The sequence below is a fragment of the Kribbella sp. WER1 genome, assembly GCF_054189145.1.
In genome coordinates, this window is record NZ_CM135186.1 from 1,265,732 (window position 1) to 1,290,939 (window position 25,208).

Genomic DNA, 25,208 nt, shown 5'->3' on the forward strand with positions numbered 1-25,208 from the left:
TCCGCTCGATGTCGACACTAACGCAGCGGAGACCGCGTACCGAGTAATGCGCGCCCGAGCCGAACGTGTGTCGCACCCTGCTTGATCGCGGCGTCCAGATCGCCGGTCATCCCGGCCGAGATCCAGTCCGCGCCGGGATGTTCGGAGCGTAGCCGCGACGCTACGTCGTGCAGTCCCGCAAAGGCTTTTTCTGGTTCCGCACCGAGCGGTGCGACGGCCATCACACCTCCGAGCTGGAGGCCCTCGGCCGCCGCGATCGCCGCGGCGAGTTCCGGTACGTCGGCGGGCGCGACCCCGCCGCGGCTCGCACCGGTCGCCGCGTCCGCGGACCCGTACGCCGCGAGGCTCACCTGGATCAGGCACCGCACCGACTTCTGCTCCGCGACCGCTGCCTTCGACAACGCGTCGACGAGGGCCGGACGGTCGACCGAGTGCACGACCGACGCGTACCGCACGACCGAGCGGGACTTCTTCGACTGCAGCTGCCCGACGAAGTGCCAGGTGAGATCGGGGCATTCCGGCGCCTTCTCCTTCAGCTCCTGCTCGCGGTTCTCGCCGGCGTCGGTGATCCCGAGGTCCGCCAGCGCCCGTACGTCGCTGACTGGGAAGGTTTTGGTGATCGCCACGAGGGTGACCTCGTCGCGGGCCCTCCCGGCCGCCTGACAGGCCTTCTCGATCCGCTCCTGCACGTGTTCGAGATTGGCCCGGAGCTCCTCGGCCCGGGTCATGCCGAAGCCAGCTTGATCAGGCCTGCCATCCGCCCGCTCTCCGGACCTTCGCGACGGTACGAGTACAGGTTCTCCGACTCGATCGTGCAGGCCGTGGCGTCGATCACGTCGACATCCAGTTCGGCCAGCTGCGCGCGGACCCCGGCGGCCACGTCCAGCGCGGGCGTCCCCCAGCTCGTCTCGGAGTACGACGCCGGCACCTGCTCGGCGACCTCGGCGCGCATCTCGTCGGGTACCTCGTAGCACCGGCCGCACGCGTACGGGCCGAGGACCGCGGTGATCCGGCCGGCGCCGAGGGCACGCATCGCGTCGACGGTCGCCGGGACGATGCCGACGTACATGCCCTTGCGGCCGGAGTGGGCGGCGCCGATCACGCCGTCGGCGGACAGCAGCACCGGCAGGCAGTCGGCGGCGCGGACCGCGAGGACGACGTCGGTGCGGGTGGTGACCAGGCCGTCCGCCTTCGGGGACGGGCTCAGCGGCAACTCGTCCTCGGCACGGACGACGTGCACGTCGCGGCCGTGCACCTGATGGAGGACGACGACCTTCTCGACGGGTACGCCGAACTCGGCCGCGACCTGCCGGAAGTTCGCCCGTACGCCGTCCACGTCCGGGCCGGCCGCGGTGCCGAGGTTGAACTCGCCGTACGGCGGTTTGCTGGCGCCGCCGTACCGATCGGTGAACGCGACCCGGGCGGCGGAGAGAACCTCGTCGTAGCCGAACACGAGTGAAGATTACCCAGCCGCGACCCCGACGGCGTGCTCGGCCGCGCGGCGGTACGCCTCGTCGAACGCCTGCTCGGCCGGGACCTCGACGTCAGGAGCGACGCCCGTACCTTCCCAGTTCGTCCCGGAGACCTGGTTGACCGAGCGCGCCACCGGCACCGAGGCCTCGAGCTGTTCGTGCAGCTTGAAGCCGCGGCGCGGGTGCGCACCTCCGGCGGTCCGCTCCCCGACGACGACCCCGCGCTTGAACTGCTGCAGGTTGTACGCCAGTTCCTCGCCGCCCGAGAACGTCGATGCACTGGTCAGCACCCAGATCGGCTTGCTGCCGTCGTACCGCGGACCCGGGACGTACGCCGGTGTCCAGAACTGGCGCGTCGTACCGTCGGCCCGCGTGACCAGGTCCTGCAGGTGGATCGGCTCGGCGGAGTCGAACAGGTAGCCGCAGACGAACGCGACCTGGTCGGGCGATCCGCCGAGGCAACGGCGCAGGTCGAGGATCAGCGCGTCGGTCGACGCCAGCAGCGACAGCGCGGCCGTGACCGCCGTGGCGGCGTGCTCGGGCGGATACAGCAGCGGCCGGATCTCGAGCAGTCCGATATTGCCGTCGAGCCGTTCGACGCGGGCCATGCCGCCGGCGTCGAGGGCGGCCCGGCGGCGCCAGTGCGCCTCCTCCGCCACCGGATCGGTCTCGTCCGGCAGCCCGTCGCGACGGAACACGAGCCGCAGGTGCTTGTCGCGATTGCCCAGTTGGAGGTCGGCGGTGACGCGTTCGGCGAGTGCTTCCGGGGTGCGGAGTTCGTCGTACGCGCCGTCGCCGACCGCTGCCGCGAGCCGGGCCGCGACCTCGGTGCCGACCTCCGGGAAGACGTAGTGCTCGCCGACCAACGCACCCAGGCGGCCGAGGACGGACCTGATCTCTTCGGTTTCCATGGCAGGAGTAGAGCATCCGGATTGACAAAGCGTCAAGAAATCTCGACGCTTGATTCATGGCGGAGATCATCGATCACCTGGAGGTGTCGAGCGCCGCGCAGTTCAAGGCGCTCGGGCATCCGTTGCGGCATCGGCTGCTGTTCGCGCTCGGGCAGGAGGCGGCGACGATCAGCCAGCTGGCGGCCGCGCTCGGGACGGCGAAGGGCAACGTCGCGCATCATCTGGGCGTGCTGCGCGATGCCGGAATGGTGCATGTGGCCGAGACCCGGCAGGTGCGGGGCGGGACCGAGCAGTACTACCGGCGGTCCGTTAGGCGGTTCGGGTTCACCGGTGAGGGCGCGCGGGCGAACAACACCGTCGCGCTGCAGGCGGTCGCGGCCGACCTGGAGACGGCCGACGGCGACCCGCTGTTCACAGTGCGGAACCTGCGATTGACGGCAGCCCAGGCCGAAGAACTCGGCGCGACCCTGAGCGAACTGGTCGACGGGTTGAGCGACGCCGGACCGGACGAGGCGCGGTACGGCGTCGTGGTGTCGGTGTACCGGCCGCGCCAGGCGTGAGCCCGGTTACTTGAGGAAGTCGGGGATGTCGAGGTCTTCCTCGGGCTCCTGCTTCTTCGGCTTCGGGGTCTGCGGGCTGTGCGGCGTGGAGCCGCCCGTCGCGCTGCTCGGGCCGTTGGTCGGCCAGGAGTGCTGGGTCGACGGGGAGGCCGGGGTGTGCGGGGCGTTCCCGGACTGGACCGTGCGTACTCCGTCGCCTGCTTGCGGGCGGGCGGAGTTCGTCGTACCGGTGCGGGGCTCCGTCGGGGCCGGGACCGGGACGGTGTCGTCGGTCTGCGGGGTGGCCGAAGGCGCCGCCTGCGGCTGACCGGACTGCTGGCCCGGGACTGCTTGGTGGGAGGTCGCGCCCGGGGTGGGGTTGGCGGCTTGGTCGAAGCCGCCCTGACCCGCACCCGCCTGACCCGCACCCGCCTGACCAGCACCGGTCTGACCCGCACCGGCCTGGCCTGCGCCCTGCCCGAAGCCGCCCTGACCCGCGCCAGGCTGGCCGAAGCCGCCCTGGTTGGCGGGTGGGGGTGGGGTCTGGGTCGGGTTGGAGACCGTCATCGGCTGCGAGTAGTTCTGGGTGGCCGGGCGGGAGGACTGCGGCCGGGCCTGGTTCATGGCCTGCTCGCGGCGCTTCGGCATCCCGCCGTCGAAGCCGGCCGCGATCACCGTGACCCGGACCTCGTCGCCGAGCGCGTCGTCGATCACCGCGCCGAAGATGATGTTCGCGTCCGAGTGCGCGGACTCCGACACCAGTTGCGCGGCCTCGTTGATCTCGAACAGGCCCAGGTCGGAACCACCCGCGATCGACAGCAGCACGCCGTGCGCACCCTCGATACTTGCCTCCAGCAACGGAGACGAGATGGCCGCCTCGGCGGCCGCGACCGCGCGGTCCTCGCCGCGCGACGAGCCGATGCCCATCAGCGCGGAGCCGGCGTTCGACATGACCGCCTTGACGTCCGCGAAGTCCACGTTGATCAGACCGGGCGTGGTGATCAGGTCGGTGATGCCGGAGACACCCTGCAGCAACACCTGGTCGGCCTGCTTGAACGCGTCCAGTACGGACACGGCGCGGTCGGAGATCGTCAGCAGCCGGTCGTTCGGGATCACGATCAGCGTGTCGACCTCCTCGCGGAGGGTGCTGATGCCGTCCTCGGCCTGGGTCGCGCGGCGCTTGCCCTCGAAGGAGAACGGCCGGGTCACGACACCGATGGTCAGCGCGCCCAGCGACCGGGCGATCCGCGCCACCACGGGCGCGCCGCCGGTGCCGGTGCCGCCGCCCTCGCCGGCCGTGACGAAGACCATGTCGGCGCCCTTGAGCGCCTCCTCGATCTCCTCGGCGTGGTCCTCCGCGGCCTTCTGCCCGATCGCCGGGTTCGCCCCGGCGCCGAGGCCGCGGGTCTCCTCCCGGCCGATGTCGAGCTTGACGTCCGCGTCGCTCATCAGCAACGCCTGGGCGTCGGTGTTGATGGCGATGAACTCAACGCCCTTCAGACCGTGCTCGATCATCCGGTTGACGGCGTTCACGCCGCCTCCGCCGATGCCGACGACCTTGATGAGTGCCAGGTAGTTCTGCGGTGCCGCCACGTCCGCGCCTCTCGCCTCGTTCGTTTCCCGTTGTCCAGCGAAAAGACTGAACCTCAAGTGGATGCTTAGACTTATGTCAACTTTAGATTACGCGGAACGCTACGGGACGCTTCCCGCCAAAGTCCACGCGCCTCGCCGCGCAGTGCCGCGATGTGCCGATCACCGTTTTTCCCCTTTGGTGACAGGGAGATCGGGCGCCGACACGTCGTACACCTTCGCGTCCCGCTTCATCAGTACGCTCAGTACCCCGGCCTTGCGCGCACTGTCATCGGAACTACCCCAAACGACCTTCACCCCGGAGCTCAGGTTGAGGGTGATCGAGTCCGGTGACGTCGCTGTGATGGATCCCACCTGCGCCCGCAAGCTCTCCGGGAGGGCCGCCGACACGGTCACCACCGAGTGCACCGTGACGTCGCGCCGGACCCCGGTGACCTTCGCCTCCGGCAGCCCGGCCGGCCGGTCCGGCACCGTCCGGTACGACGTACCCGTGGCGTCCACCAGCTCGAACCGCGAGCCGTCGGTGACCACCACGACCGGAACCCGTTCGGTGACCACGATCACGATCTTGCGCGGCCACGCCCGGGTCACCTGCGCGTCCGCGACCGCCGGGATGGTCCGCACCCGGTCGGCGATCGCCCGCAGGTCCACCTTCGCCAGCGGGGTGCCGATCGGGGCCGCCGCGGTCTGCTCGATCGTTGCCACCGGCACCGTGTCGGCGCCGCTGATCTTGACCCCGGAGACCGCGAACGCCGAGGAGAAGTAGAACAGCCAGACGATCAGGCCGGCCAGCGCGACCAGCCCACCGCCGATGGCCCAGGGCAACCAGCTGCGCCACCGCACCAGCCGCTGCCGGCGCGCGAAGCGCTGCTGTGCCCGAGCCAGATCGACGCTCTGGCTCATTCGACGTACCTCACGCTTTTACTTCACCACAGGCGCCACGGCCTCCGGCGCAGGCTCGCGGGTGGGGCTGCGTTCGGCCAGCAGACCAACGACTTCCGGGCCGATCAGCGTCACGTCACCGGCCCCGAGCGTGACCACCAGGTCACCCGGCTCGGCCAGGTCCGCGACCAGCTGCGGTACGGCGGACCAGGACGGCTCGAACCGGACCTGGTCCGGCTTCAGCGGCACGTGGTTCGCGATCAGCGCACCGGTGATGCCGGGCTCCGGGTCCTCGCGGGCCGCGAAGATGTCCATCACCACGACCTCGTCGGCCAGCGCCAGCGCCTCGGAGAACTCGGTCGCGAAGATCCGCGTCCGGCTGAACAGGTGCGGCTGGAAGCAGGCGATCACGCGCCCCTCCCCCGCCACCTGGCGGGCCGCGGTCAGGTCCACGGCCAGCTCGGTCGGGTGGTGCGCGTACGAGTCGAACACCCGCACGCCGTCCTCGAGGCCCTTGAACTCGAACCGCCGGCCGGTGCCGGTGAAGGCGGCCAGCCCCTCGGCCAGGTCGGCCGCGGAGAACCCGAGTCCGAGCCCGGCGCTGAGCGCGGCCGACGCGTTCAGCGCGTTGTGCCTGCCGGCCTGCTGCAGGTTCACCACCGGCAGCTTGCGGCCGCGGAGCACCGGCACGAACGACTGCGTCGCCCCGAGCGCGGTGAGCTCGGTCACCCGCAGGTCCGCGTCCTCGGACTCGCCGTACGTCCGGACGTCGATCCCACGGTCCCGCGCGTACGCCGCGAGCTCCCGGGCGCCGGCGTCGTCCTGGCAGATCACCATGAACCCGCCGGGCAGCACCCGGGCGCAGAACTCCTCGAACGCCGCGCGGTAACTGGCCTCGTCGCCGTAGTTGTCCAGGTGGTCCGGCTCGACCGACGTGACGATCGACACCTCGGGCGAGTACGTCAGGAACGACTTGTCCGACTCGTCGGCCTCGGCCACGAACAGGTCGCCGTTGCCGTCGTGGGCGTTCGACCCGGACTCGTTGAGATTCCCACCGATCGCGTACGACGGGTCCGCGCCGCAGTGCTGCAGCGCGACCGTGAGCATCGACGTCGTGGTGGTCTTGCCGTGCGTCCCGGCGACCGCGATCGTCCGGCGGCCGACCATCACCGAGGCCAGCGCGGCGGCCCGCGGCAGGATCGGGATCCCGGCGGCGCGGGCCGCGACCACCTCGGGGTTGGTCTCCCGGATCGCGGTCGACACCACCACGGTGTCGGCGTCCTTCACATGCTCGGCCTCGTGCCCGACCCAGCAGGTCGCGCCGAGTGCCCGCAGCGCGGCCAGTACCTTGCCGTCCTTGGCGTCCGAGCCGGACACCTCGATCCCGCGGGACGCCATGATCCGGGCGATCCCGGACATGCCGGCGCCGCCGATGCCTACGAAGTGCACGCGGCCCAGCTTCTCGGCCGGCAGCAGCGTGTCAGGTGCGGTGACGATCACGACGCAGACCTCACCACATCGAGGATGATGCGCGCCAATCGGTCGTCGGCGTCGGTCCGGATGACCCCGGTCGCAGCGGTGGACATGGCTGTCAGACGCTCGCGGTCGAGCAGAAGTTGCGGCACGTTCCCGCGCACCCAGTCGACGGTCAGGTCGGCGTTGTCGATCAGTACGCCGCCGCCGGCGTCGATCACCGGTTTCGCGTTCAGCCGCTGCTCACCGTTACCGATCGGCAGCGGGACGTAGATCGCCGGCAGCCCGACGCCGGACACCTCGGTCACCGTGTTCGCGCCCGAACGGCAGACCACCAGGTCGGCAGCGGCGTACGCCAGGTCCATCCGGTCGACGTAGTTCAGTACGACGTACGGCAGCGGGCCGGTCTGCCGGACCTCGAGGGTGTTCTTCGGGCCGATCGCGTGCAGCACCTGGATACCGGCCGCCTGCAGGTCCGCGGCCGCGCCGGACACCGACTCGTTGATCCGCTGCGCGCCCTGGGAACCGCCGGTCACGAACAGCGTCGGCGCATCCGGGTGCAGCCCGAAGAACTGCCGCGCCTCTGCCCGCAGCGCGGCCCGGTCCAGCGTCGAGATCGCCCGCCGGATCGGCAGCCCGACGTACTCGGCGTGCGGCAGCTCGGAGCCCGGGAACGACGTCTTCACGTTCTCGGTGCAGTACTTCGCGGCGAACTTGTTCGCGATGCCCGGCACCGCGTTGCCCTCGTGCACGACGATCGGGGTCTTCCGCCGCCAGGCGGCGACGTACGCCGGCGTCGACACGTAGCCGCCGAAGCCGACCAGGACGTCCGCCTTCGCCTCGTCGAGCGCCTTCCGGGCGGCGCTCACCGACGCGAGCATCTTGCCCGGTACGGCGAACAGCGCGGGCGTGGGCTTCCGCGGCAGCGGCACCGGCGGGATCAGCTCCAGCCGGTACCCGGCCTCGGGCACCACCCGGGTCTCCAGGCCGCGCTCGGTCCCGAGCGCGAGGATCTCGATGGTCGGGTCGATCCGGCGCAGAGCGTCCGCCGTGGCGATCAGGGGTGAGGTGTGGCCGGCGCTACCGCCACCGGCCAGAACGATGCTGGGCACAGCTTTCAACGCTCCCGCGGTTCCAGAGGGTGTCTTGAGACTCTGCGCCTACTGCGCGGTGCTCGGCGGGCACAGCGCTGCGTTGGAGGACGGGACACGGAGAAACCCACTCCGTGTCCCGTCCTCCGCCTTGCGCTGCACTCCGCCGAGCACCTGCTCGCTACGGCGCAGAGTCTCAAGACACCCTCTCATTTGTACGTTCGCCGCGAAGACAACCAGCCGAAACGAGGTCGCCGAGTTTCTTTCAGGGCGGCCTGCGCGCCGGGCTCGGCCTTCGCGAAGGACAGCAGCATGCCGATCGCGATCAGCGTCGGCAGCAGTGCGGAACCACCGTACGACAAAAGCGGGAGCGGGATACCCACGATGGGTAGCAGTCCGATCACGGCGCCCAGGTTGACGACCGCCTGCGCCATGATCCAGATCGTGATCCCGGCCGCCGCGTAGCGGACGAACGGCTGGGTGTTCCGGGTCGCGATCCGCACCCCGGCGTAGGCGAGCAGCAGGAACAGCGCGAGCACGGTCAGCGAACCGACCAGGCCGAGCTCCTCGCCGATCACCGAGAAGATGAAGTCGGTGTGCGCCTCGGGCAGGTTGCCCCACTTCTGCCGGCTGTTGCCGATCCCGACGCCCCACCAGCCGCCGGTCGAGAGCGCGTAGAACGAGTGGTACGCCTGCCAGCCGACACCGGACGGGTCGCCGAACGGGTCCAGGAACGACGTGACGCGCTGCATCCGGTACTTCTCCGCGTTCACGAAGTACGTCGCGACCAGCCCGACCACGCCGATCGTCGCGACGAACAGCCGGGTGGGTGCGCCGACGACCCAGATCATGCCGGTCATCACGGCCATCAGGACCAGCGCCGTACCGAGGTCGTGCTGGCCGACGACCAGCGCGATCACCAGGCCGCAGACCGGGACCATCGGGACCAGCAGGTGCTTCCACTGGGTGAGCAGCTTCTCCTTGCGGGCGTACAGGTCCGCGCACCACATCACCATCGCGAGCTTGGCGAACTCGCTCGGCTGGATCTGCAGCGGCCCGCCGAGGCGCAGCCAGTTCGTGTTGCCGTTCACGCCGACGCCGAGGCCCGGGATGAACGTCAGCACCAGCAGGAACGTCGAGCCGAGCAGCGCGATGTACGCGAGCATCCGGAAGTGCCGTGGCGTCATCCGGGACGCGACGTACGCCATCGGGAGGCCGACGGCGACCCAGATCAGCTGCCGGGTGAAGATCGTGTAGCTGCTCCCGTACGCCCGGAACGAGAGCACGCTGGACGCCGACAGCACCATCATCAGCCCGAGCACCAGCAGCAGCCCGGTCGCCCCGAGCACGATGTGGTACGACGTCAGCGGCCGGTCCAGCACGTCCCGGATCGCGGCGATCCACGGCCGCTCGGTGCTGTCCTGCTTCTTCTGATCCGGCTGATCCGCGACCGACGTCACACGATCACCCCAGTCGGCGTACGGCTTCGGCGAAGGCGTCGCCGCGTGCTCCGTAGTTGGCGAACATGTCCCAGGACGCGCAGCCGGGGGCGAGCAGCACGGTGTCACCCACCTGTGCGAGCTTCGCCGCCTCCCCCACCACGGTCTCCATGGCTCCAGTGTCCGTTGACTCGACGACGATCCTCGGCACATCCGGTGCGTGTCGCTCGAGAGCTTCGGCGATCACGGCCTTGTCCTGGCCCAGTAGGACGACGGCACGCAAACTCCTCCGGGCGGCGATCACGAGGTCGTCGAAGGTCGCGCCCTTGGCCTGGCCGCCGGCGATCCAGACCACGTGCTCGTAGGCCAGCAGCGAGGCCTGCGCGGCGTGCGGGTTGGTCGCCTTCGAGTCGTCGACATAGTTGACCCCGGCAACCTCCGCGACGTGCGCGATCCGGTGCTTGTCGGGACGGAAGCCGCGCAGCGCGTCCCGCACCGCGGTCGCCGGTACGCCGAAGGAACGGGCCAGTGCGGCCGCGGCCAGCGCGTTCGCCACGTTGTGCGGCGCGGGCGGGTTGACGTCGTCGATCGTCGCCAGCTCGAGCGCGGACGTCGACCGCTGCTCGATGAACGCCCGGTCGACGAGCAGGTCGTCGACGATGCCGAGCATCGAGAGTCCCGGCGTACCGAGGGTGAAGCCGATCGCGCGGCAGCCCTCGACCACGTCGGCCTCCTCGACCAGGTGCTCGGTGGCCGGGTCCGCGACGTTGTACACGCACGCGACCTGGCAGTTCTCGAAGATCCTGCCCTTGTCCGCGGCATACGCCTCGAGCGAGCCGTGCCAGTCGACGTGGTCCGGCGCGATGTTCAGCACGGCGGCCGAGTGCGCCGACATCGAATGCGTGAAGTGCAGCTGGTACGACGACAGCTCGACCGCGATCACGTCGTACGGCTCGGGGTCCATCACGGCCTCGAGCAGCGGCAGCCCGACGTTGCCCGCGGCAACGGCCCGGTGGCCGGCCGCCTGCAGCATCGCGGTCAGCATCTGCACGGTCGTGGTCTTGCCGTTGGTCCCGGTGATACACAGCCACGGCGCGGCGTTCGCCGGGTCCCGGAGCCGCCAGGCGAGCTCGATCTCGCTCCAGATCGGTACGTCGCGCTCGGCCGCCTGCGCGAGCAGCGGCGCGTGCGGCGGTACGCCGGGAGACGTGACGACGACGTCGACATCCTTCGGCAGCTCCTGCGTACTGCCCGGGCCGAGCATGATCGTGGCGCCGAGCGTCTCCAGGATCTGCGCCTTCTCGCGCAGCGCCTCGGTGTCCCGGTCGTCCAGTACGACGAGGTGCTCGGCGCCCGCCTGGAGCAGTGAGTCGGCGCAGGCGTAGCCCGCCGTACCGAACCCGAGCACGACGAACCGCGTCGTCGCCCAGCCTTCGTCGGTCCGCGTCCTCATCCGGTCACCCACTCCGCGTAGAAGATCCCCAGACCGATCACCACGCACAGCCCCTGGATGATCCAGAAGCGAATCACCACGTTCACCTGCTCCCACCCGAGCATCTCGAAGTGGTGGTGCAGTGGCGTCATCTTGAAGATCCGTTTACCGGTCCCGGTTGCGTGTCTGGTGATCTTGAAGTAGCCGACCTGCAGGATGACCGAGGCAGTGATCGCGACGAACAGCCCGCCGAGGATCAGGACCAGCAGCTCCGTCCGGGTCATCACGGCCAGACCTGCCAGCGCACCGCCGAGTGACAGGGAGCCCGTGTCTCCCATGAAGATCTTGGCCGGAGACGCGTTCCACCAGAGGAACCCGAACAGCGCACCGGTCAGGCATGCCGCGACCACCGCCAGATCACGCGGGTCCCGGACCTCGTAGCACTTGGCGCCGACGCCACGCTCGGTCGCACAGCTCTGGTTGAACTGCCAGATGCAGATCAGCGTGTAGGCGCCGAAGGCCATCATCGAGGCACCGCTCGCCAGACCGTCCAGGCCGTCGGCAAGGTTCACACCGTTCGACATGCCGGCAACCAGGAGCAGGATCCAGATGATGACGAGGATCGCCGGCAGTTGTAGCCATCCGATGTCCCGGATGAACGAGATGAACGGTGAGGCCGGCCGCTGACCGCGCTCGTCAGGGAACTGCATCGCGAGCACAGCGAAGATCACTGCGACCAGCGTCTGGCCGGCCAGTTTCGCCTTGCTGCGCAGACCGAGGCTGCGCTGCCGGAAGATCTTGATGAAGTCGTCCAGAAAGCCGACGGCTCCGGTTCCGGCGAACAGGAACAGGACCAGCAATGCCGATGCCGTCGGTGGAGTCATCGTGAACAGCTTCGCCGCGGAGTACCCAATGATGGTGGCAACGATGAACACGGCGCCGCCCATCGTCGGCGTACCGCGTCTGATCTGGTGCGCGGTCGGCATCTCGTCGCGGATCTCCTGGCCGAAACCACGGCCCGCGAGCCACCTGATGCCCCACCTAGTACCGATAAGGGTCAGCACCATCGAGACGGCGCCGCCGAACAGGATCGAGATCACTGCTGTGCCTCCACCAGGGCGTCTGCGAGGCTGCGGAGTTTGGCCGCCTTCGAGGACTTCACCAGTACGACGTCACCCGCGCGCAACTCGGCGCGCAGCAACTCCAGCGCTTCCGGGATCGTCTCGACGAACACGGACTCGTTGCCCCACGAGCCTTCCAGCGAGGCGCCCAGGTGCATCGGCTTCGCGCCCTCGCCGACCACGACCAGCCGGTTCACGTCCAGCCGGACGGCCAGCCGGCCGATCGCGTCGTGCTCGGTCTGCGAGGTGTCGCCGAGCTCGAGCATCTCGCCGAGCACCGCCCAGGTCCGCGCGCCCCGGGAACGGCCGATCGCGACCAGCGACTTGAGCGCGGCGCGGGTCGAGTCCGGGTTCGCGTTGAACGCGTCGTTGATGATCGTCACGCCGTCGGGCCGCTCGGTCAGCTCCATCCGCGCCGCGGACACCCGCTGCGCGGCGCCGAGCCCGTCGGCGATCTGCTCCGGCGTCAGCCCGACCACCAGCGCGACGGCCGCGGCGGCGAGCGCGTTCGAGACGTAGTGCTCACCGATCAGCTGCAGCTGTACGGCGCCGCTGAAATCGCCGACGTGCAGCGTGAACGCCGGGCGGCCCTCGCCGTCGACCTTCACGTCGGTGGCGCGGACGTCCGCCTCGGGCGCCTCGCCGAAGGTCAGCACCTTCTGCCCGGTCCGGCTCCGCATCGCGGCCACCCGGTGGTCGTCGGCGTTCAGCACCGCCGTACCTCCCGGCCGCACCGCCTCGATCAGCTCACCCTTCGCGATCGCGATGTTGTCCTGGGACCCGAACTCGCCGATGTGCGAGGTGCCGACGTTCAGCACCAGGCCGACCGCCGGCGGCGTGATCCCGCTCAGGTACGTGATGTCGCCGGTGTGCCGGGCCCCCATCTCGGCGACCAGGTACTTCGTGGCCGGTGTCGCCTGCAGCGCGGTCAACGGGTGGCCGAGCTCGTTGTTGAACGAGCCCTCCGGGCACACCGTCTCGCCGTACGGGCGGATCAGCTGGCCGATCAGGTCCTTCGTACTGGTCTTCCCGGTCGAACCGGTCAGCCCGATCACGGTCAGGTCCGGCAGCCGGCTGATCACCAGCCGGGCCAGGTCCCCGAGCGCGCGCTCCGCGTCGTCGACGACGATGCACGGGCTGCCCTCCACCGGGCGGGTGGTCAGCGACACCGTGACGCCGGCCGCGGTCGCCGTACCGACGAAGTCGTGGCCGTCGACGCGCTCGCCGGGCAGCGCGACGAACAGCCCGCCCGGTCCCGCCTCCCGCGAGTCGATCGTGACCGCGCCGTCGACGACTGCCGCGGGATCGACCCCGGCCAGCTCGCCGCGGACGACGTCGGCGATCTCGCCGCACCTGACAGGGATCACCGATCTGCCTCCAACAGCTCACGCACGGTTTCGCGGTCGTCGAACGGGTGGATCACACCGCTCACTTCCTGGCCTGTCTCATGACCCTTCCCGAGAACGACCACGGTGTCACCCGGTCCGGCCAGCCGGATCGCCGCCGCGATCGCCTGCCGGCGGTCCCCGATCTCGTGCAGGTCCACGTCCGGTACGGCGTCCCGGGCGCCCGCCAGCGCGGCGGCGCGGATCGCGGCCGGGTCCTCGCTGCGCGGGTTGTCGTCGGTGACGATCACCACGTCCGCCGCCTTCGCCGCCTCGGCGCCCATCGCGGGCCGCTTCCACGGGTCCCGGTCGCCGCCGCAGCCGACGACCGCGAACAACCGGCCCTTGGTCGCACCGCGCGCAGCCCGCAGCGCCAGCGCGACCGCGTCCGGCGTGTGCGCGTAGTCCACGACCACCGCCAGCCCGTCCTCGCGGGTGAACGTCTCCATCCGCCCCGGCACCGTCGCGGTCCGCAGTCCGGCCGCGACCGCCTCGGCGGGTACGTCGAGCTGCCGCAGCATCGCGGTCGCGAGCAGCGCGTTCGCCACGTTGAAGTCGCCCGGCAGGCCGATCTCGACCGTCAGCGTCTCCCCCGGGCCCCGGATGTCCAGCACGGTCGTGCCGTGCTCGGAGCGGTGCCGGCTTGCGACCGTCCAGTCCGCGTCGCCAGTCGCCGACACCGTGACCAGCGGTACGACAGTCTGCGCGGCGAGCCGGCGCCCGTACTCGTCGTCGATCGTCACGACCGCCACATCACACCGCTCCGGGGTGAACAGCGAGGCCTTCGCCTGGAAGTAGTCCTCGAACGTCTTGTGGAAGTCCAGGTGGTCCTGCGTCAGGTTCAGGAACCCCGCGACCGCGAACCGCGCGCCGTCCACCCGGCCCATCGCCAGCGCGTGGCTCGACACCTCCATCGCGCACCACTCGACGGCCTGCTCGCGCATCACCGCGAACAGCGCCTGCAGGTCGGTCGCCTCCGGAGTCGTCCGGACGCTCTTCACGACCTCGTCCCCAACGCGCGTTTGAATCGTCCCGATCAACGCCGCCGGACCGAGCCGCCGCAGGACCGAGTCCAGCAGGAAGCTCGTCGTGGTCTTGCCGTTGGTGCCGGTCACCCCGATCAGCCGCAGCGCGCTGGTCGGCTCGCCGTAGATCCGGGACGCGACCGCGCCGAGCACGTCCCGCGGCCGGTCGACGACCAGCACCGGAAGACCGGACGCCGCCGCACGCTCCGCGCCGGACGGGTCGGTCAGTACGGCGACAGCGCCCGCCTGGCGGGCGTTCCCGACGTACTCGGCACCGTGCGTGACGGCTCCGGGCAGGGCGGCGTACAGGTCACCGGGAAGGACGGAACGCGAATCGAGGGATACGCCGGTCACGCTCACCGGCGACGGTGCCGGTGCCTGCATGTGGGCGACGTTCGCGAGGTCGGCGAGGCTCACGGGCACGACGTGCCGGGGCCTGATCGCTGCGACCGCGCCGCCGGCGGCGGTAGGGGTGGACACGGGCCCTGAGGCTACCGCCACGGACCCTGTGACTCCTACCTGACCCTGCGTCACCAGGTCCTGTCTGGTGGTCCAGCGCCGTAGCGAGGAAGTGCTCGGCACGGCAGCTCGCCGCGCGGGGGCGAAGGGGTCGATGCGGAGCATCGTTTCCTTTGCACTCGTGCGGCGAGCTGCCGTGCCGAGTGCTCCGCAGTAGGCGCTGGACCACCAGACAGGACCCAACGGCGCGTTCATCACCAGGTGAGCGGGATGTTCGGCTGCGCCGCCCCGCTCGGCGGGACGACGTACTTCTGCAGTGCGTAGCTCATCACGTCTCGGAACACCGGTCCTCCCTGAAAACCTCCGCCCCGGGCACCCACGGGATCGTGCAGTACGACGTACGTAACGAACCGTGGGTTGTCGGCGGGGGCGAATCCGGCGAAAGAAGTCGCCCAGGCGCCGTACTTGCCGGTGCCGGGGACGACCTGCTGCGCCGTACCGGTCTTGCCGGCCACCAGGTAGCCGTCGATCGCGGCCATCGGTGCGGTGCCCTTCTTCGCGGTCACCGACTCCATCATCGTGGTGACCTCCTTCGCGGCGTGCTCGCTCACCACCCGGCGCGACGGCGCGGTCTGGTTCGGGGTCAGGGTGCCGTCGGCCTGGATGAAGTTCTTGACCAGCTTCGGCGGCTCGTACACCCCGCCGTTCGCGACCGCGTTCACCGCGGCGGCCTCCTGCACCGCGTTCACCGACAGGCCCTGGCCGAACGCGACGTTCGACCGGGTGATCTCCGGCCACTCGTCACCCGGCGCCAGCCGGCCGTTCGTCTCGCCGGGGAAGTTCAGCCCGGTCGGCTCGCCGAAGCCGAAGTCGTGCAGGTACTTCACGAACTGCGGGATCGGCATCCGGTGCGACAGCATGATCGTGCCGACGTTCGACGACTTCGCGATGATTCCGGAGACGGTCAGGTTCATCAGGTCGTGCGCCCAGTGGTCCTTGATGATCCGGCGCTGGACGTCGATCGTGCCCGGCACCTTGATCTTCGTGTTCAGGTTGATCAGGCCGGCGTCGGCGAGGGCGGCCATCGTGACCACCTTCTGCACACTGCCCGGCTCGAAGCTGCGCTCCAGGGCGGTGTTGTTCAGGTCCGCCGCGGTGTACGGCTTGTTCGGGTCGAACGACGGGTAGTTCGCGAGCGCAAGCAGGTCACCGGTCTTCACGTCCATCACGACCACCGTGCCGGCGCTCGCCTTGTACTGCTGGACGGCCTGCTGGATCCGCTTCTCGGCGAAGAACTGCAGGTCGGTGTCCAGCGTCAACTGCAGGCCGACACCCGGCTTCGGCTCCTGGACGGTGTGGTTCGCGTTCGGGATCTGGTTGCCCTTGGCATCCACCTCGTAGACGGCCTTGCCGTCCTGGCCGGACAGCTTGTCGTTGTAGCCGTACTCGAGCCCGGACTGGCCCTTGCCGTCCTTGCCGGTGACGCCGACCAGGGTCGCCGCGATGCTGCCGTTCGGGTGGCTGCGGATCGGCTCTTCCTGGGTGTAGAGCCCGCCGAGCACCTTGGCCTGCTGCTCCTGCGGCTTGCCCTTGTTCGCCTTGGTGATCGGCACGTTCGCGGCCTTGATCTCCGCCTGGATCGCGCTCCACGTGGTCGGGCTGACCTGGTGCGCGACGTACGCGAACCGGCCCGTGCCGGACAGCGACTTGACCAGCCCGGCGACCGTCGTACCGGGCAGCTTCGGGGCCAGGATCGCGGCCAGCTGGGACGCGACCGGCTTCGTCTGCTGCGGGTCCGCGGTGATCGCGACGGCATCCTCGGTGACCGCCAGCTCGACGCCGTTCCGGTCCTCGATGGTGCCGCGGTCGGCGTGCAGGATGAACGAGCGCGCGTTCTCCTTGGTCGCTGCGGCCGCGTAGCTGTCCGGGTCGACCCCCTGCAGCAGCACGAGCCGGCCGGCGAACAGCGACAGCACGAAAGCCATCACACCGAACGTCAACCGAAGCCGAAGCGCAGGCCGCCCGAGCCGCAACATCCGCGGCCCCTTCTTCACCTTCCGCGCCTTGGGCCGAGGCTGCGGCCGATTCTGCGGCGGCCGCTTCTTCCCAGCCGCCTTCTTCGCGGCTGCCTTCTTCCCAGCTGCCGTCGTACCAGCCGCCTTCTTCACCGGCCGCTGCGCTCCGCCGACAGCCTTCTTGGCGGCCCCTGCCCGCGAACCACCCGCCACGGACCGGCGCTCACTCCCGCCCCCGTCCGCACCCGCGCGGGACGCGCCTCCGGCGCTCGACCGGCTGTCGCCGGCTGCCTGCGAACGGCGACCAGCTCCGCGCCCGTCCGCCGCACTCCCACGCGAGGCGCCCCCGGCGCCGGCCCGGCCCGCCTTCGATCGGCTGCCGCCGCTGTCGACCGCATTCCCACGGGAGGCGCCCGAGGCGCCGGTTCGGTCAGCCTTCGCACGGCTGTCGCCGCCCGCGGCGGAGCGGCGGGTGCCGCCGTCGTCGGCCGCACCCCCACGGGATGCGCCTGCGGCGCCCGCTCGGTCCGCGGTCGATCGGCGCGTAGCGCCTCGGTCGGTGGGTGACTGCGCGCGGGGGGTGGACTTGTTGGGGGTGGCGCCCTTCTCTTCCTCGGACTTGCGGAGGAGGCGGTCGCGGGTGGACTCGGGGCGCTGGGGGGTGTTGCGGGCACTGTCTGTAGTGGATGGGCGACGGGGCTGAGCCTTGCGGGGTGGATTGCCCCGGCCTGGTTCGGTGCCACGTTTGCGTGGCGGCTCGTTTCCCCGTCGGTCCGTCATCCGATCATCCCCGTGTGGTCGTGGCGGGCTTCGTCGTCGTGGCCGGCGGCTTGGTGCCGGTCGGCGGCTTGGTGGTCGTGGTGGTGTGCGTGTTCGTGGTGGTGCTCGCACGAGTGTTCGTGGTGGTGCTCGTGTGGGTGCCGGCCGTCCCGGTCGGCGGCTTCACCGGTGTCACAGGCTTGACCGGCGTCACCGGCTTGGTGGTGGTTTTGGCGGTCGGCGTCTGCGGGCCGAACATCGCCGTACCGGCACCTGCCTTGCCCTCGGCCGGTACGCCGAGCACGCGCCCGTCGGACAGCCGCAGGAACACCGGGTTCGGGTTCGGCACCATGCCCATCTTCAGCGCCCGGTCGGACAGGTTCTGCGGCGACTCGAGCGCCCGGACCTGCTTCTCCAGCTGCTGCTGCTGATCGCGCAGGTCGTTCGCCTGGCTGTTCAGCTTGGTGATGTCGAACGTGCCGCTCTGCAGCTGCGTGTTGAGCAGCAGCAGTCCGACCAGCCCGGCGGCGAGCAGCGACACCACGAAGATCACGAACGGCATCCGCGGCGGCCGGAACGGCGCGCCGTACACCACCCGCAGCCGTGGCTGCTCCTTCTTCGCGCCTGTGCTGCCAGGGGCCGGCGTGACCCGCGCCTTCTGCGGGCTGAAGACGGTACTCATCAGGCCACCAGTCCCTTCTCCCGGATCCGCTCGGCCGCCCGCACGCGAGCGGAGGCGGCGCGCGGGTTCACCGCGACCTCCTCCTCGGTCGGCCGTTCGGCGCCCCGGGTCAGTAGCTTCAGATACGGTTCGTGCCCGGCCGGGATCACCGGCAGGTCGTCGGGTACGTCGGACTTGGTGCCCGGCGCGAACGCCTGCTTGGTGATCCGGTCCTCGAGCGAGTGGTAGCTCATCACCACGATCCGGCCGTGCAGCGCGAGCGCGTCGAGCGCGGCCGGCAGCGCCCGCCGCAGGACGTCGAGTTCGCCGTTCACCTCGATCCGCAGGGCCTGGAACGTGCGCTTGGCGGGGTGTCCTCCGGTCCGCTTGCCGGCCTGCGGGATCGCGTCCCGGACCAGCTCGGACAGCCGCGCGGTGTTCGTGAACGGCTCGACGGCGCGCTCCCGGACGATCCGGTCCGCGATCCGGCGGGAGAACTTCTCCTCGCCGTACTGGAACAGGATCCGGGCCAGGTCGGCCGCGCTGTAGGTGTTCACGATCTCGGCCGCGGTGATCCCGCGGGTCGGATCCATCCGCATGTCCAGCGGCGCGTCCTGCGCGTACGCGAACCCGCGGTCGGCCTCGTCCAGCTGCATCGACGAGACGCCCAGGTCGAACAGGATGCCGTCGATCGCCGGTACGCCGAGATCCGCGAGCGCCCGCGGCAACTCGTCGTACACCGCGTGCACGAGGGTGAGCCGCTCCTCGTACGGCGCGAGTCGTTCGCCGGCCAGCCGCAGCGCGTTCGGGTCCCGGTCGAAGCCGATCAGCCGGACCTCGGGGAACCGCTGCAGGAACGCCTCCGAGTGCCCGCCGAGGCCGAGGGTGGCGTCGACGACGACGGCGCCGGGACGCGCGAGCGCCGGTGCCAGCAGCGCGACCACGCGCTCCAGCATCACCGGCACATGCCGCTCCGCAGCGTCCATCTCGACCCTTCCCGTCACTGCCCTTGCGCTGTGGGAGCGACCCTGCCCCCGCAGGTCATGTGGTGGTGCGTGGGTAGACAGCACCGTCCGGTCAGATCGCGGGTACGCCTTCCGGGGAAGTACCTGCTCGGTCTTGGCGCCGGGGAAGTGACGCCAACACTCCAGGTCGGAAGTCGGACCCGTGATCTCACCGGACGGTCGGTGTCTCTCGGTCCACACACACTGTTCAGCTGTTGGCCAGCTCTAGAAGATGCCGGGCAGTACTTCCTCGGACAGGTCGGCGAACGCCTGCTCCTGCTCCGCGGAGTACCGGTTCCAGTTCTCCGTGTTCCAGATCTCCACCCGGTTCATCGCCCCGATGACGACGCAGTCGCGATCAAGTGCTGAATAGTCACGCAGCATCGGTGGGATGGTGACCCGGCCCTGCTTGTCCGGCATCTCGTTGGAGGCGCCGGCGAACAACATCCGTAGGTAGTCCCGCGCACCCTTGTTGGTGATCGGAGCCTGCTTCAACTGCTCGGTCAGCTGGACGAACTCACGCTCCGGCCACACGGACAGCGATCGTTCCTGCCCTCGCGTGATCACCAGACCGTCGGCCAGCTCGTCGCGGAACTTCGCCGGCAGGAACAGCCGCCCCTTGTCGTCGAGCTTGGGGAAGTGAGTTCCGAGGAACACGCTCCACCTCCCCGTTGCGGACTCTCCGACTCCAGGCGAGTGCTTTCCACCACTTCAGTTCCACTGCGCTCCACCTTACTCCACTTTCCACCACCGTCAACCAACTTCCGCCCCATTCCGCCCCCGTGGCGCCTGATTCCCCGCCTGATTCACGCCTGATTCACGCTCAGCGCCCGCGTGTCGCTGCCGCCTCAACTGCCGCTCCGGGACCGGCGTGTGGAGCGGTGTGTGGAGCGTGGTGGAGGCGTGTGGTGGGGCGAAGTGGAGTGGGTGGTGGAGCGGAGTGGAGGAACCGGTGGAGGAAAGTGGAGGACGGTCCTGAACCATTGGTCCGGCCGGCTCGTGAACCAGGTACCGGTTCGGAGCGTCGTACGCCCCGCATGCTGCTGGCGCCGCCCGTACGCTTGGAGGACGACTACCGACCCTGAGGGCGTGCGCCGTGACGATCGAACCGCCAACCGACGAAACTCTTGGCCGGACCCCTCCACCGGGTGAGAATGTGTCGGCAGTCAACGAATGGGGAGGCATCGGAGTGAGCACCACCGCGACCAGCTCGCCGCTGGCAGGAGCCGGGGACTTCGACGAGCTGTCCGAGGTGGCGGGCCGCGTCCGCCGCGCCATGGAGCAGGTGATCGAGGGCAAGCCCGACGTGGTCGAGGTCGCCGTCACGGTCCTGCTGGCCGAGGGGCACCTGCTGATCGAGGACGTGCCGGGCGTCGGCAAGACGATGCTGGCCAAGGCGCTGGCGAAGTCGATCGACTGCAGCGTGCGACGGATCCAGTTCACGCCGGACCTGCTGCCGTCGGACATCACCGGTGTCTCGGTCTTCAACCAGGAGATCCGCGACTTCGAGTTCAAGCCCGGCGCGGTGTTCGCGAACATCGTGGTCGGCGACGAAATCAACCGGGCCTCGCCGAAGACGCAGGCCGCGCTGCTGGAGTCGATGGAGGAGCGCCAGGTCACCGTCGACACCACGACGTACGGGCTGGAAGCGCCGTTCATGGTGATCGCGACGCAGAACCCGATCGAAATGGAAGGCACGTACCCGCTGCCGGAGGCCCAGCGCGACCGGTTCATGGCGCGGGTGTCGATGGGCTACCCGGAGCCGGCCGCCGAGCTGCGGATGCTGGACGGGCACGCGGCCGACGACCCGCTGGCGAACCTGCAGCCGGTGACGGACGGCCAGCAGATCCTCCGCCTGGTGAAGACCGTGCAGTCGGTGCACGTGTCGGAGTCGGTGAAGGAGTACGCCGTCGCGCTGGTCGGTGCGACCCGGCGCTCGCAGGAGCTCCGGCTGGGCGCGAGCCCGCGGTCGACGCTGCACCTGGTCCGGGCCGCCCGGGCCGCGGCGGCGCTCGACTCCCGCGAGTTCGTGCTGCCGGACGACATTCAGGAACTGGCGGTGCCGGTGCTCGCGCACCGCGTGCTGCCGGCGGCCGAGGCGCATCTCGGTGGGCGCGGTGCGGCCGACATCATCTCCGGGCTGGTGGCCAGCGTGCCGCTCCCCCGCACCCGTCGGGACTGAGACATGCGGCAGGCACTGCGCGGACTGACCACCCGAGGGCGGGCGTTCGTCGCTGCCGGGATCACCGCGTCGCTGTGCGCGCTCCTGCTCGGCCAGAAGGACCTGCTGCGGGTCGGCATCCTGCTGGCCGCGCTGCCGGTGGTCGCCGCGCTGGTCGTCGGCCGCACGCGTCTGCGGTTGCAGGTACGCCGGAGCCTCGCGCCGGACCAGGTCCCGGTCGGGACCCAGGCGACCGTCGAGCTGACGTTGAGCAACCAGGGCCGGATGCCCGCGGGGCTGCTGCTCCTCGAGGACCGGATTCCTTATGTACTGGGGCACCGGCCGCGGTTCGTCGTCGACCGGGTGAGCCCGAACTGGCGCCGTACGGTCACCTATCCGGTGAAGTCGGACGTCCGCGGGCTGTTCCAGGTCGGGCCGTTGATGCTGACGGTCGCGGATCCGTTCGGGCTGGTGGAGACGAGCCGGACCTTCACCCGCAGCCAGCACCTATTGGTGACGCCGCGCGTCTACAAGCTTCCCGAAGTACGGCTGGGCGCTGACCGGGCCGGATCCGGGGAGAACCGGCCGCGCGCGATCGCGGCCGCGGGCGAGGAGGACGCGACCGTCCGCGAGTACCGCGACGGCGACGACCTGCGCCGGGTGCACTGGCGGTCGACGGCGCGCCGCGGCGAGCTGATGGTGCGCCGCGAGGAGCAGCCGTGGCAGAGCCGGTGCGCGCTGTTCCTGGACGCGCGGATCATCTCGCACCACGGGCACGGACCGTCGTCGAGCCTGGAGTGGGCGGTCAGCGCGGTCGCGTCGATCGGCATCGACCGGCTCCGTCGCGGGTACGTCACCACGATGCTCGGCGGGCCGACCACGCTGTCCGCGATCACCCACCGGACGTCCACCGCGGTCCACCAGCCACTCAACCAGCAGCAGCTGCTGACCGAGTGCGCGACCGTCGAGGAACACAAGTACGCCGAACTCGGCCCGCTGCTGACCGTCGACCGGCACGCGCAGGAGCCGAGCCTGGTGATCGCCGTCGTGGGCGCCTGCAGTACCGATGACGTGATCGCGCTGAACCGGTGGCGGACCAGCCAGGCGACCGGTGTCGCGCTGGTACTGGACGCGGCCAGCTGGGCGGTCGGCGCCGAGGCGACCGAGAAGGCGGCCCGGCTGATCGCGGCCACGGACGCCACCGAGAACGAACTCCGCCGCAACGGCTGGCGTGTCGCCAGGGTCCGCCGCGGCGACCACCTCCCCACAGTGTGGTCCGGGCTGGGCCTCAGAAGTGGACGCATCGCATGACCGGACACGCAAGGATCTCCATCGCCGCTTGGGGCGCGACCGCGCTCGGGTCGTTGGTGCTGACGCCGGTGTTCTCCGGGCCGTTCCTGTTCGTCAGCGCGTTCCTGTGTGCGTTGATCACCGGCGTCGGCGTGCTGCTGCAGCACCTGCGCGTCCCGCGGATCGTCGTACCGATCGTCCAGCTGCTCGTGCTGGCCGAGCTGCTGTCGTTGTTCTTCCTGCACAGCACGATGAAGTTCGGGCTGTTCCCGTGGAAGGCGACGGCGGTCGAGTTCAACTCGCAGCTCGCCGACGCGATGGACTCGATCAACCGGTTCAGCGCTCCGCTGCCGCCGGACCCGCACCTGACCTTGTTCGCGGTGACCGTGATCTCGGTGACCGGGTTCCTGATCCACGTGATCGCGGTCCAGCTCCGGCAGGCCGCGTGGTCCGGGCTGTTGCTGCTGATCATGTACACGGTGCCGGCCGCGACCGTGCACGGCGGGCTGCCGTGGCTGCTGTTCATCCCGCCGGCGATCGGCTACATCGTGCTGCTGTCCTCGGAAGGACGCAGCCGGCTGAGCCGTTGGGGCCGGCGGATCTCCGGCGTCTCGCACCTGGACGCCGCCGAGCCCGTGGAGGCGTCGGCACTCGGCCAGGCCGGCCGCCGGATCGGCCTGACCGTGGTCGCGATCGCGGCGCTGCTGCCAGCATTGCTGCCGTCGCTGCCGGAAGGTGTCATCGGCAACGGTCTGGCCGGCGGTACGTCGGGGAACGGGATCGGCGCGTCGATCTCGTCGACCAACCCGATGCTCGACATGGGCCGCAACCTGAAGCGCGGCGAGAACGTGGTCGCGCTCACCTACAAGGGCGGCCCGTCCGGCGGCAGCTACCTGCGGCTGACCGCGCTCGACCTGTTCGACGGCAACACCTGGCAGATCGCGCCGCGCGGCCAGGAGAACAAGGTCACCGGCAACCTCACTCCCCCGCCCGGTTTCACCGGCGACCTGTCCAAGGTCCCGGTGACCACGATGGACATCAGCGTCACCCGGGATCTCCGCTCGCAGCTCGTCCCGGTGCCATACCCGTTGCAGTCGATCTCGCTGAAGAAGGACTGGAACTACGACTCCGGCGCGCTGGACGTGATGTCCGCGAACGGCGGCATCATCGCGGGCAAGAAGTACAAGCTGACGTCGTACGACATCGAGCCGACGCCGGAGCAGCTGCACGACGCGATCACCACCAGCGCCCCGGACCGGTACACGATGGTCGTCCCGGAGAAGACGCCGGAGCGCATCAAGCAGCTCGCGTACCAGGTGACGGCCGATGCCAAGGACAACAAGTTCGAGGCCGCCGTCCTGCTGCAGGACTGGTTCCGGACCGGCGGCGGGTTCACGTACAGCACGCAGAACGTCAAGGGCAGCGGGATGGCCGCGCTCGAGGACTTCCTGCTGACCAGCAAGTCCGGGTACTGCGAGCAGTTCGCCACCGGGATGGCGCTGATGGCGCGGATCCTCGGTATCCCGGCCCGGGTCGGGATCGGGTTCCTGCCCGGGACGGCCGGCAAGGACGGCGTGTACACGGTCCGGATGCACGACATGCACGCGTGGCCGGAGCTGTACTTCCAGGGCACCGGCTGGGTCCGGTTCGAGCCGACGCCGTCCGCGCGGGTGTCGACCACGCCCGGCTGGACCGTTCCCGCCAACGAGACGACCACGCCGACCACTCCGTCGGCGACCACCGACCCGACGACGCCGGGCGCCAAGCAGACCGGGCCGGCCGACAAGCCGCGGCACGATCCGAACCTGCCGGACCAGACCGGCGCTACCGCGGTCGGGACCGGCAACTGGTTCACCAACGGCGGCGGGCAGGCGATTGCGGCCGGGCTCGGCGTGATCCTGCTGATCTGCATCCCGTGGCTGGTCCGCACCCTCACCCGCCGGCGGCGGTACCTGCGCCCGCCGGGCCGCGCTGCGGCCGAAGGGCTGTGGGCCGAGGTCCGCGACACCGCCCGCGACCTGAACCTGGACTGGTCGGACATCGCGACGCCGCGTCAGTCCGGGCAGTGGCTGGTGTCGAAGCTCCCCGAGGAGACGCATCCGGCGGCCCGCCGGCTCGCCCGCGGTATCGAGGCCCTCCGGTACGCCGGTGACGCGGACCTCGAGCTGGACCTGCGCGCCGAGGCGGCCGCCGTACGGCAGGCGCTGTGGGCGCAGGCACCGGCCCGGCGCCGGTGGCGGGCCAGGTTGCTGCCGCCGTCGTGGCGTTGGTACCTGAGCCGCGGGACGACCGAGGCGTCGGACCTGCTGGACGAGTTCGACCTGCTGCTGGCGCGGCTGCGCTCGGCGCTGCTTCCGAAGCGGTCTACAGCGGGATCACATAGAGGATGAAGCCGCGGTTCTCGGCCACCTGGTCGTAGAGCCGGCTGAACGGATGGCCGTACTGAACGGCCACACCCGGCCCGGAGACGGGCGCGGGTGTGGCCGGAAGGTCAGGCGG

Annotated in this window: 19 protein-coding genes and 1 pseudogene; 4 read left to right on the top strand and 16 right to left on the bottom strand. The window is 70.2% G+C overall.

The genetic code is table 11. From position 1 onward, the window contains the following. Positions 1–17: 17 nt before the first annotated feature. The 3 genes from ACXJJ3_RS06205 to ACXJJ3_RS06215 are packed head-to-tail and all read right to left on the bottom strand — an operon-like array spanning position 18 to position 2,383. Entirely contained in the window at positions 18–728 is a 711-nt protein-coding gene (locus tag ACXJJ3_RS06205; protein ID WP_458168979.1) for a YggS family pyridoxal phosphate-dependent enzyme, read from the bottom strand. Next, entirely contained in the window at positions 725–1,453 is a 729-nt protein-coding gene (pgeF, locus tag ACXJJ3_RS06210; protein ID WP_458168980.1) for a peptidoglycan editing factor PgeF, read from the bottom strand. The genes ACXJJ3_RS06205 and pgeF overlap by 4 nt, the downstream gene beginning before the upstream one ends. A gap of 9 nt (positions 1,454–1,462) precedes the next feature. Then, on the bottom strand, positions 1,463–2,383 hold the full coding sequence (locus tag ACXJJ3_RS06215) for a S41 family peptidase (RefSeq protein WP_458168981.1): 921 nt from the start codon (positions 2,381–2,383) through the stop codon (positions 1,463–1,465). A gap of 56 nt (positions 2,384–2,439) precedes the next feature. On the opposite strand from ACXJJ3_RS06215, the gene ACXJJ3_RS06220 reads away from it, so the two are divergent. Then, positions 2,440–2,943, top strand: coding sequence for an ArsR/SmtB family transcription factor (locus ACXJJ3_RS06220; RefSeq protein ID WP_458168982.1), 504 nt, complete (start codon positions 2,440–2,442; stop codon positions 2,941–2,943). Positions 2,944–3,500: 557 nt separating this feature from the next. Here the strand turns inward: ACXJJ3_RS06220 and ftsZ are convergent. From ftsZ to mraZ, 13 genes and pseudogenes are all read right to left on the bottom strand, one after another. Continuing rightward, a pseudogene (ftsZ, locus tag ACXJJ3_RS06225) lies at positions 3,501–4,515 on the bottom strand (cell division protein FtsZ); the annotation flags it as partial. A gap of 159 nt (positions 4,516–4,674) precedes the next feature. Beyond that, positions 4,675–5,415 carry a cell division protein FtsQ/DivIB gene (locus tag ACXJJ3_RS06230; RefSeq protein ID WP_458168983.1) on the bottom strand — a complete coding sequence of 247 codons (741 nt, stop codon included), beginning with the start codon at positions 5,413–5,415 and terminating at the stop codon, positions 4,675–4,677. A gap of 18 nt (positions 5,416–5,433) precedes the next feature. Then, entirely contained in the window at positions 5,434–6,894 is a 1,461-nt protein-coding gene (murC, locus tag ACXJJ3_RS06235) for a UDP-N-acetylmuramate--L-alanine ligase (protein ID WP_458168984.1), read from the bottom strand. Further along, positions 6,891–7,979 (bottom strand): undecaprenyldiphospho-muramoylpentapeptide beta-N-acetylglucosaminyltransferase, encoded by a 1,089-nt coding sequence (gene murG / locus ACXJJ3_RS06240; protein ID WP_458168985.1) that lies wholly within the window; start codon positions 7,977–7,979, stop codon positions 6,891–6,893. The genes murC and murG overlap by 4 nt, the downstream gene beginning before the upstream one ends. Before the next feature lie 188 nt (positions 7,980–8,167). Beyond that, positions 8,168–9,418, bottom strand: a complete 1,251-nt coding sequence (gene ftsW / locus ACXJJ3_RS06245; RefSeq protein ID WP_458168986.1) for a putative lipid II flippase FtsW — start codon at positions 9,416–9,418, stop codon at positions 8,168–8,170. Positions 9,419–9,422: 4 nt separating this feature from the next. Next, positions 9,423–10,850 (bottom strand): UDP-N-acetylmuramoyl-L-alanine--D-glutamate ligase, encoded by a 1,428-nt coding sequence (murD, locus tag ACXJJ3_RS06250; RefSeq protein ID WP_458168987.1) that lies wholly within the window; start codon positions 10,848–10,850, stop codon positions 9,423–9,425. Further along, on the bottom strand, positions 10,847–11,929 hold the full coding sequence (mraY, locus tag ACXJJ3_RS06255; RefSeq protein WP_458168988.1) for a phospho-N-acetylmuramoyl-pentapeptide-transferase: 1,083 nt from the start codon (positions 11,927–11,929) through the stop codon (positions 10,847–10,849). The genes murD and mraY overlap by 4 nt, the downstream gene beginning before the upstream one ends. Then, complete coding sequence (locus ACXJJ3_RS06260; protein ID WP_458168989.1) at positions 11,926–13,317, bottom strand: UDP-N-acetylmuramoyl-tripeptide--D-alanyl-D-alanine ligase; 1,392 nt, start codon at positions 13,315–13,317, stop codon at positions 11,926–11,928. Before ACXJJ3_RS06260 ends, mraY begins: the two co-directional genes overlap by 4 nt. Beyond that, positions 13,314–14,840: a UDP-N-acetylmuramoyl-L-alanyl-D-glutamate--2,6-diaminopimelate ligase gene (locus ACXJJ3_RS06265; RefSeq protein WP_458168990.1), complete on the bottom strand. Its 1,527-nt coding sequence runs from the start codon at positions 14,838–14,840 to the stop codon at positions 13,314–13,316. The genes ACXJJ3_RS06260 and ACXJJ3_RS06265 overlap by 4 nt, the downstream gene beginning before the upstream one ends. Positions 14,841–15,073: 233 nt before the next feature. Beyond that, a complete protein-coding gene (locus ACXJJ3_RS06270) occupies positions 15,074–16,987 on the bottom strand; it encodes a peptidoglycan D,D-transpeptidase FtsI family protein (protein ID WP_458168991.1) in 1,914 nt (637 codons plus the stop codon). 631 nt (positions 16,988–17,618) lie between these two features. Further along, the gene (locus ACXJJ3_RS06275) at positions 17,619–18,275 is read right to left on the bottom strand and encodes a hypothetical protein (RefSeq protein WP_458168992.1); all 657 of its coding nucleotides are present in this window, start codon (positions 18,273–18,275) and stop codon (positions 17,619–17,621) included. Further along, on the bottom strand, positions 18,275–19,240 hold the full coding sequence (gene rsmH / locus ACXJJ3_RS06280) for a 16S rRNA (cytosine(1402)-N(4))-methyltransferase RsmH (RefSeq protein ID WP_458168993.1): 966 nt from the start codon (positions 19,238–19,240) through the stop codon (positions 18,275–18,277). The genes ACXJJ3_RS06275 and rsmH overlap by 1 nt, the downstream gene beginning before the upstream one ends. A gap of 243 nt (positions 19,241–19,483) precedes the next feature. After that, positions 19,484–19,915, bottom strand: coding sequence for a division/cell wall cluster transcriptional repressor MraZ (gene mraZ, locus ACXJJ3_RS06285; RefSeq protein ID WP_344201077.1), 432 nt, complete (start codon positions 19,913–19,915; stop codon positions 19,484–19,486). A 586-nt stretch (positions 19,916–20,501) separates the two neighbouring features. On the opposite strand from mraZ, the gene ACXJJ3_RS06290 reads away from it, so the two are divergent. Genes ACXJJ3_RS06290 through ACXJJ3_RS06300 form a run of 3 tightly spaced genes read left to right on the top strand, consistent with a single transcriptional unit; the run spans position 20,502 to position 25,099 of the window. Beyond that, the gene (locus ACXJJ3_RS06290) at positions 20,502–21,440 is read left to right on the top strand and encodes an AAA family ATPase (protein WP_458171864.1); all 939 of its coding nucleotides are present in this window, start codon (positions 20,502–20,504) and stop codon (positions 21,438–21,440) included. A gap of 3 nt (positions 21,441–21,443) precedes the next feature. Continuing rightward, entirely contained in the window at positions 21,444–22,730 is a 1,287-nt protein-coding gene (locus tag ACXJJ3_RS06295) for a DUF58 domain-containing protein (RefSeq protein WP_458168994.1), read from the top strand. Further along, a complete protein-coding gene (locus ACXJJ3_RS06300; protein WP_458168995.1) occupies positions 22,727–25,099 on the top strand; it encodes a transglutaminaseTgpA domain-containing protein in 2,373 nt (790 codons plus the stop codon). The genes ACXJJ3_RS06295 and ACXJJ3_RS06300 overlap by 4 nt, the downstream gene beginning before the upstream one ends. The last annotated feature ends 109 nt before the right edge of the window (positions 25,100–25,208 follow it).

Coding starts and splice junctions, on each gene's coding strand:
- ACXJJ3_RS06205 (WP_458168979.1), bottom strand. CDS start 728: ATGACCCGGGCCGAGGAGCTCCGGGCCAATCTCGAACACGTGCAGGAG.
- ACXJJ3_RS06215 (WP_458168981.1), bottom strand. CDS start 2,383: ATGGAAACCGAAGAGATCAGGTCCGTCCTCGGCCGCCTGGGTGCGTTG.
- ACXJJ3_RS06220 (WP_458168982.1), top strand. CDS start 2,440: ATGGCGGAGATCATCGATCACCTGGAGGTGTCGAGCGCCGCGCAGTTC.
- ACXJJ3_RS06230 (WP_458168983.1), bottom strand. CDS start 5,415: ATGAGCCAGAGCGTCGATCTGGCTCGGGCACAGCAGCGCTTCGCGCGC.
- murD (WP_458168987.1), bottom strand. CDS start 10,850: ATGAGGACGCGGACCGACGAAGGCTGGGCGACGACGCGGTTCGTCGTG.
- ACXJJ3_RS06275 (WP_458168992.1), bottom strand. CDS start 18,275: ATGAGTACCGTCTTCAGCCCGCAGAAGGCGCGGGTCACGCCGGCCCCT.
- rsmH (WP_458168993.1), bottom strand. CDS start 19,240: ATGGACGCTGCGGAGCGGCATGTGCCGGTGATGCTGGAGCGCGTGGTC.
- ACXJJ3_RS06295 (WP_458168994.1), top strand. CDS start 21,444: ATGCGGCAGGCACTGCGCGGACTGACCACCCGAGGGCGGGCGTTCGTC.
- ACXJJ3_RS06300 (WP_458168995.1), top strand. CDS start 22,727: ATGACCGGACACGCAAGGATCTCCATCGCCGCTTGGGGCGCGACCGCG.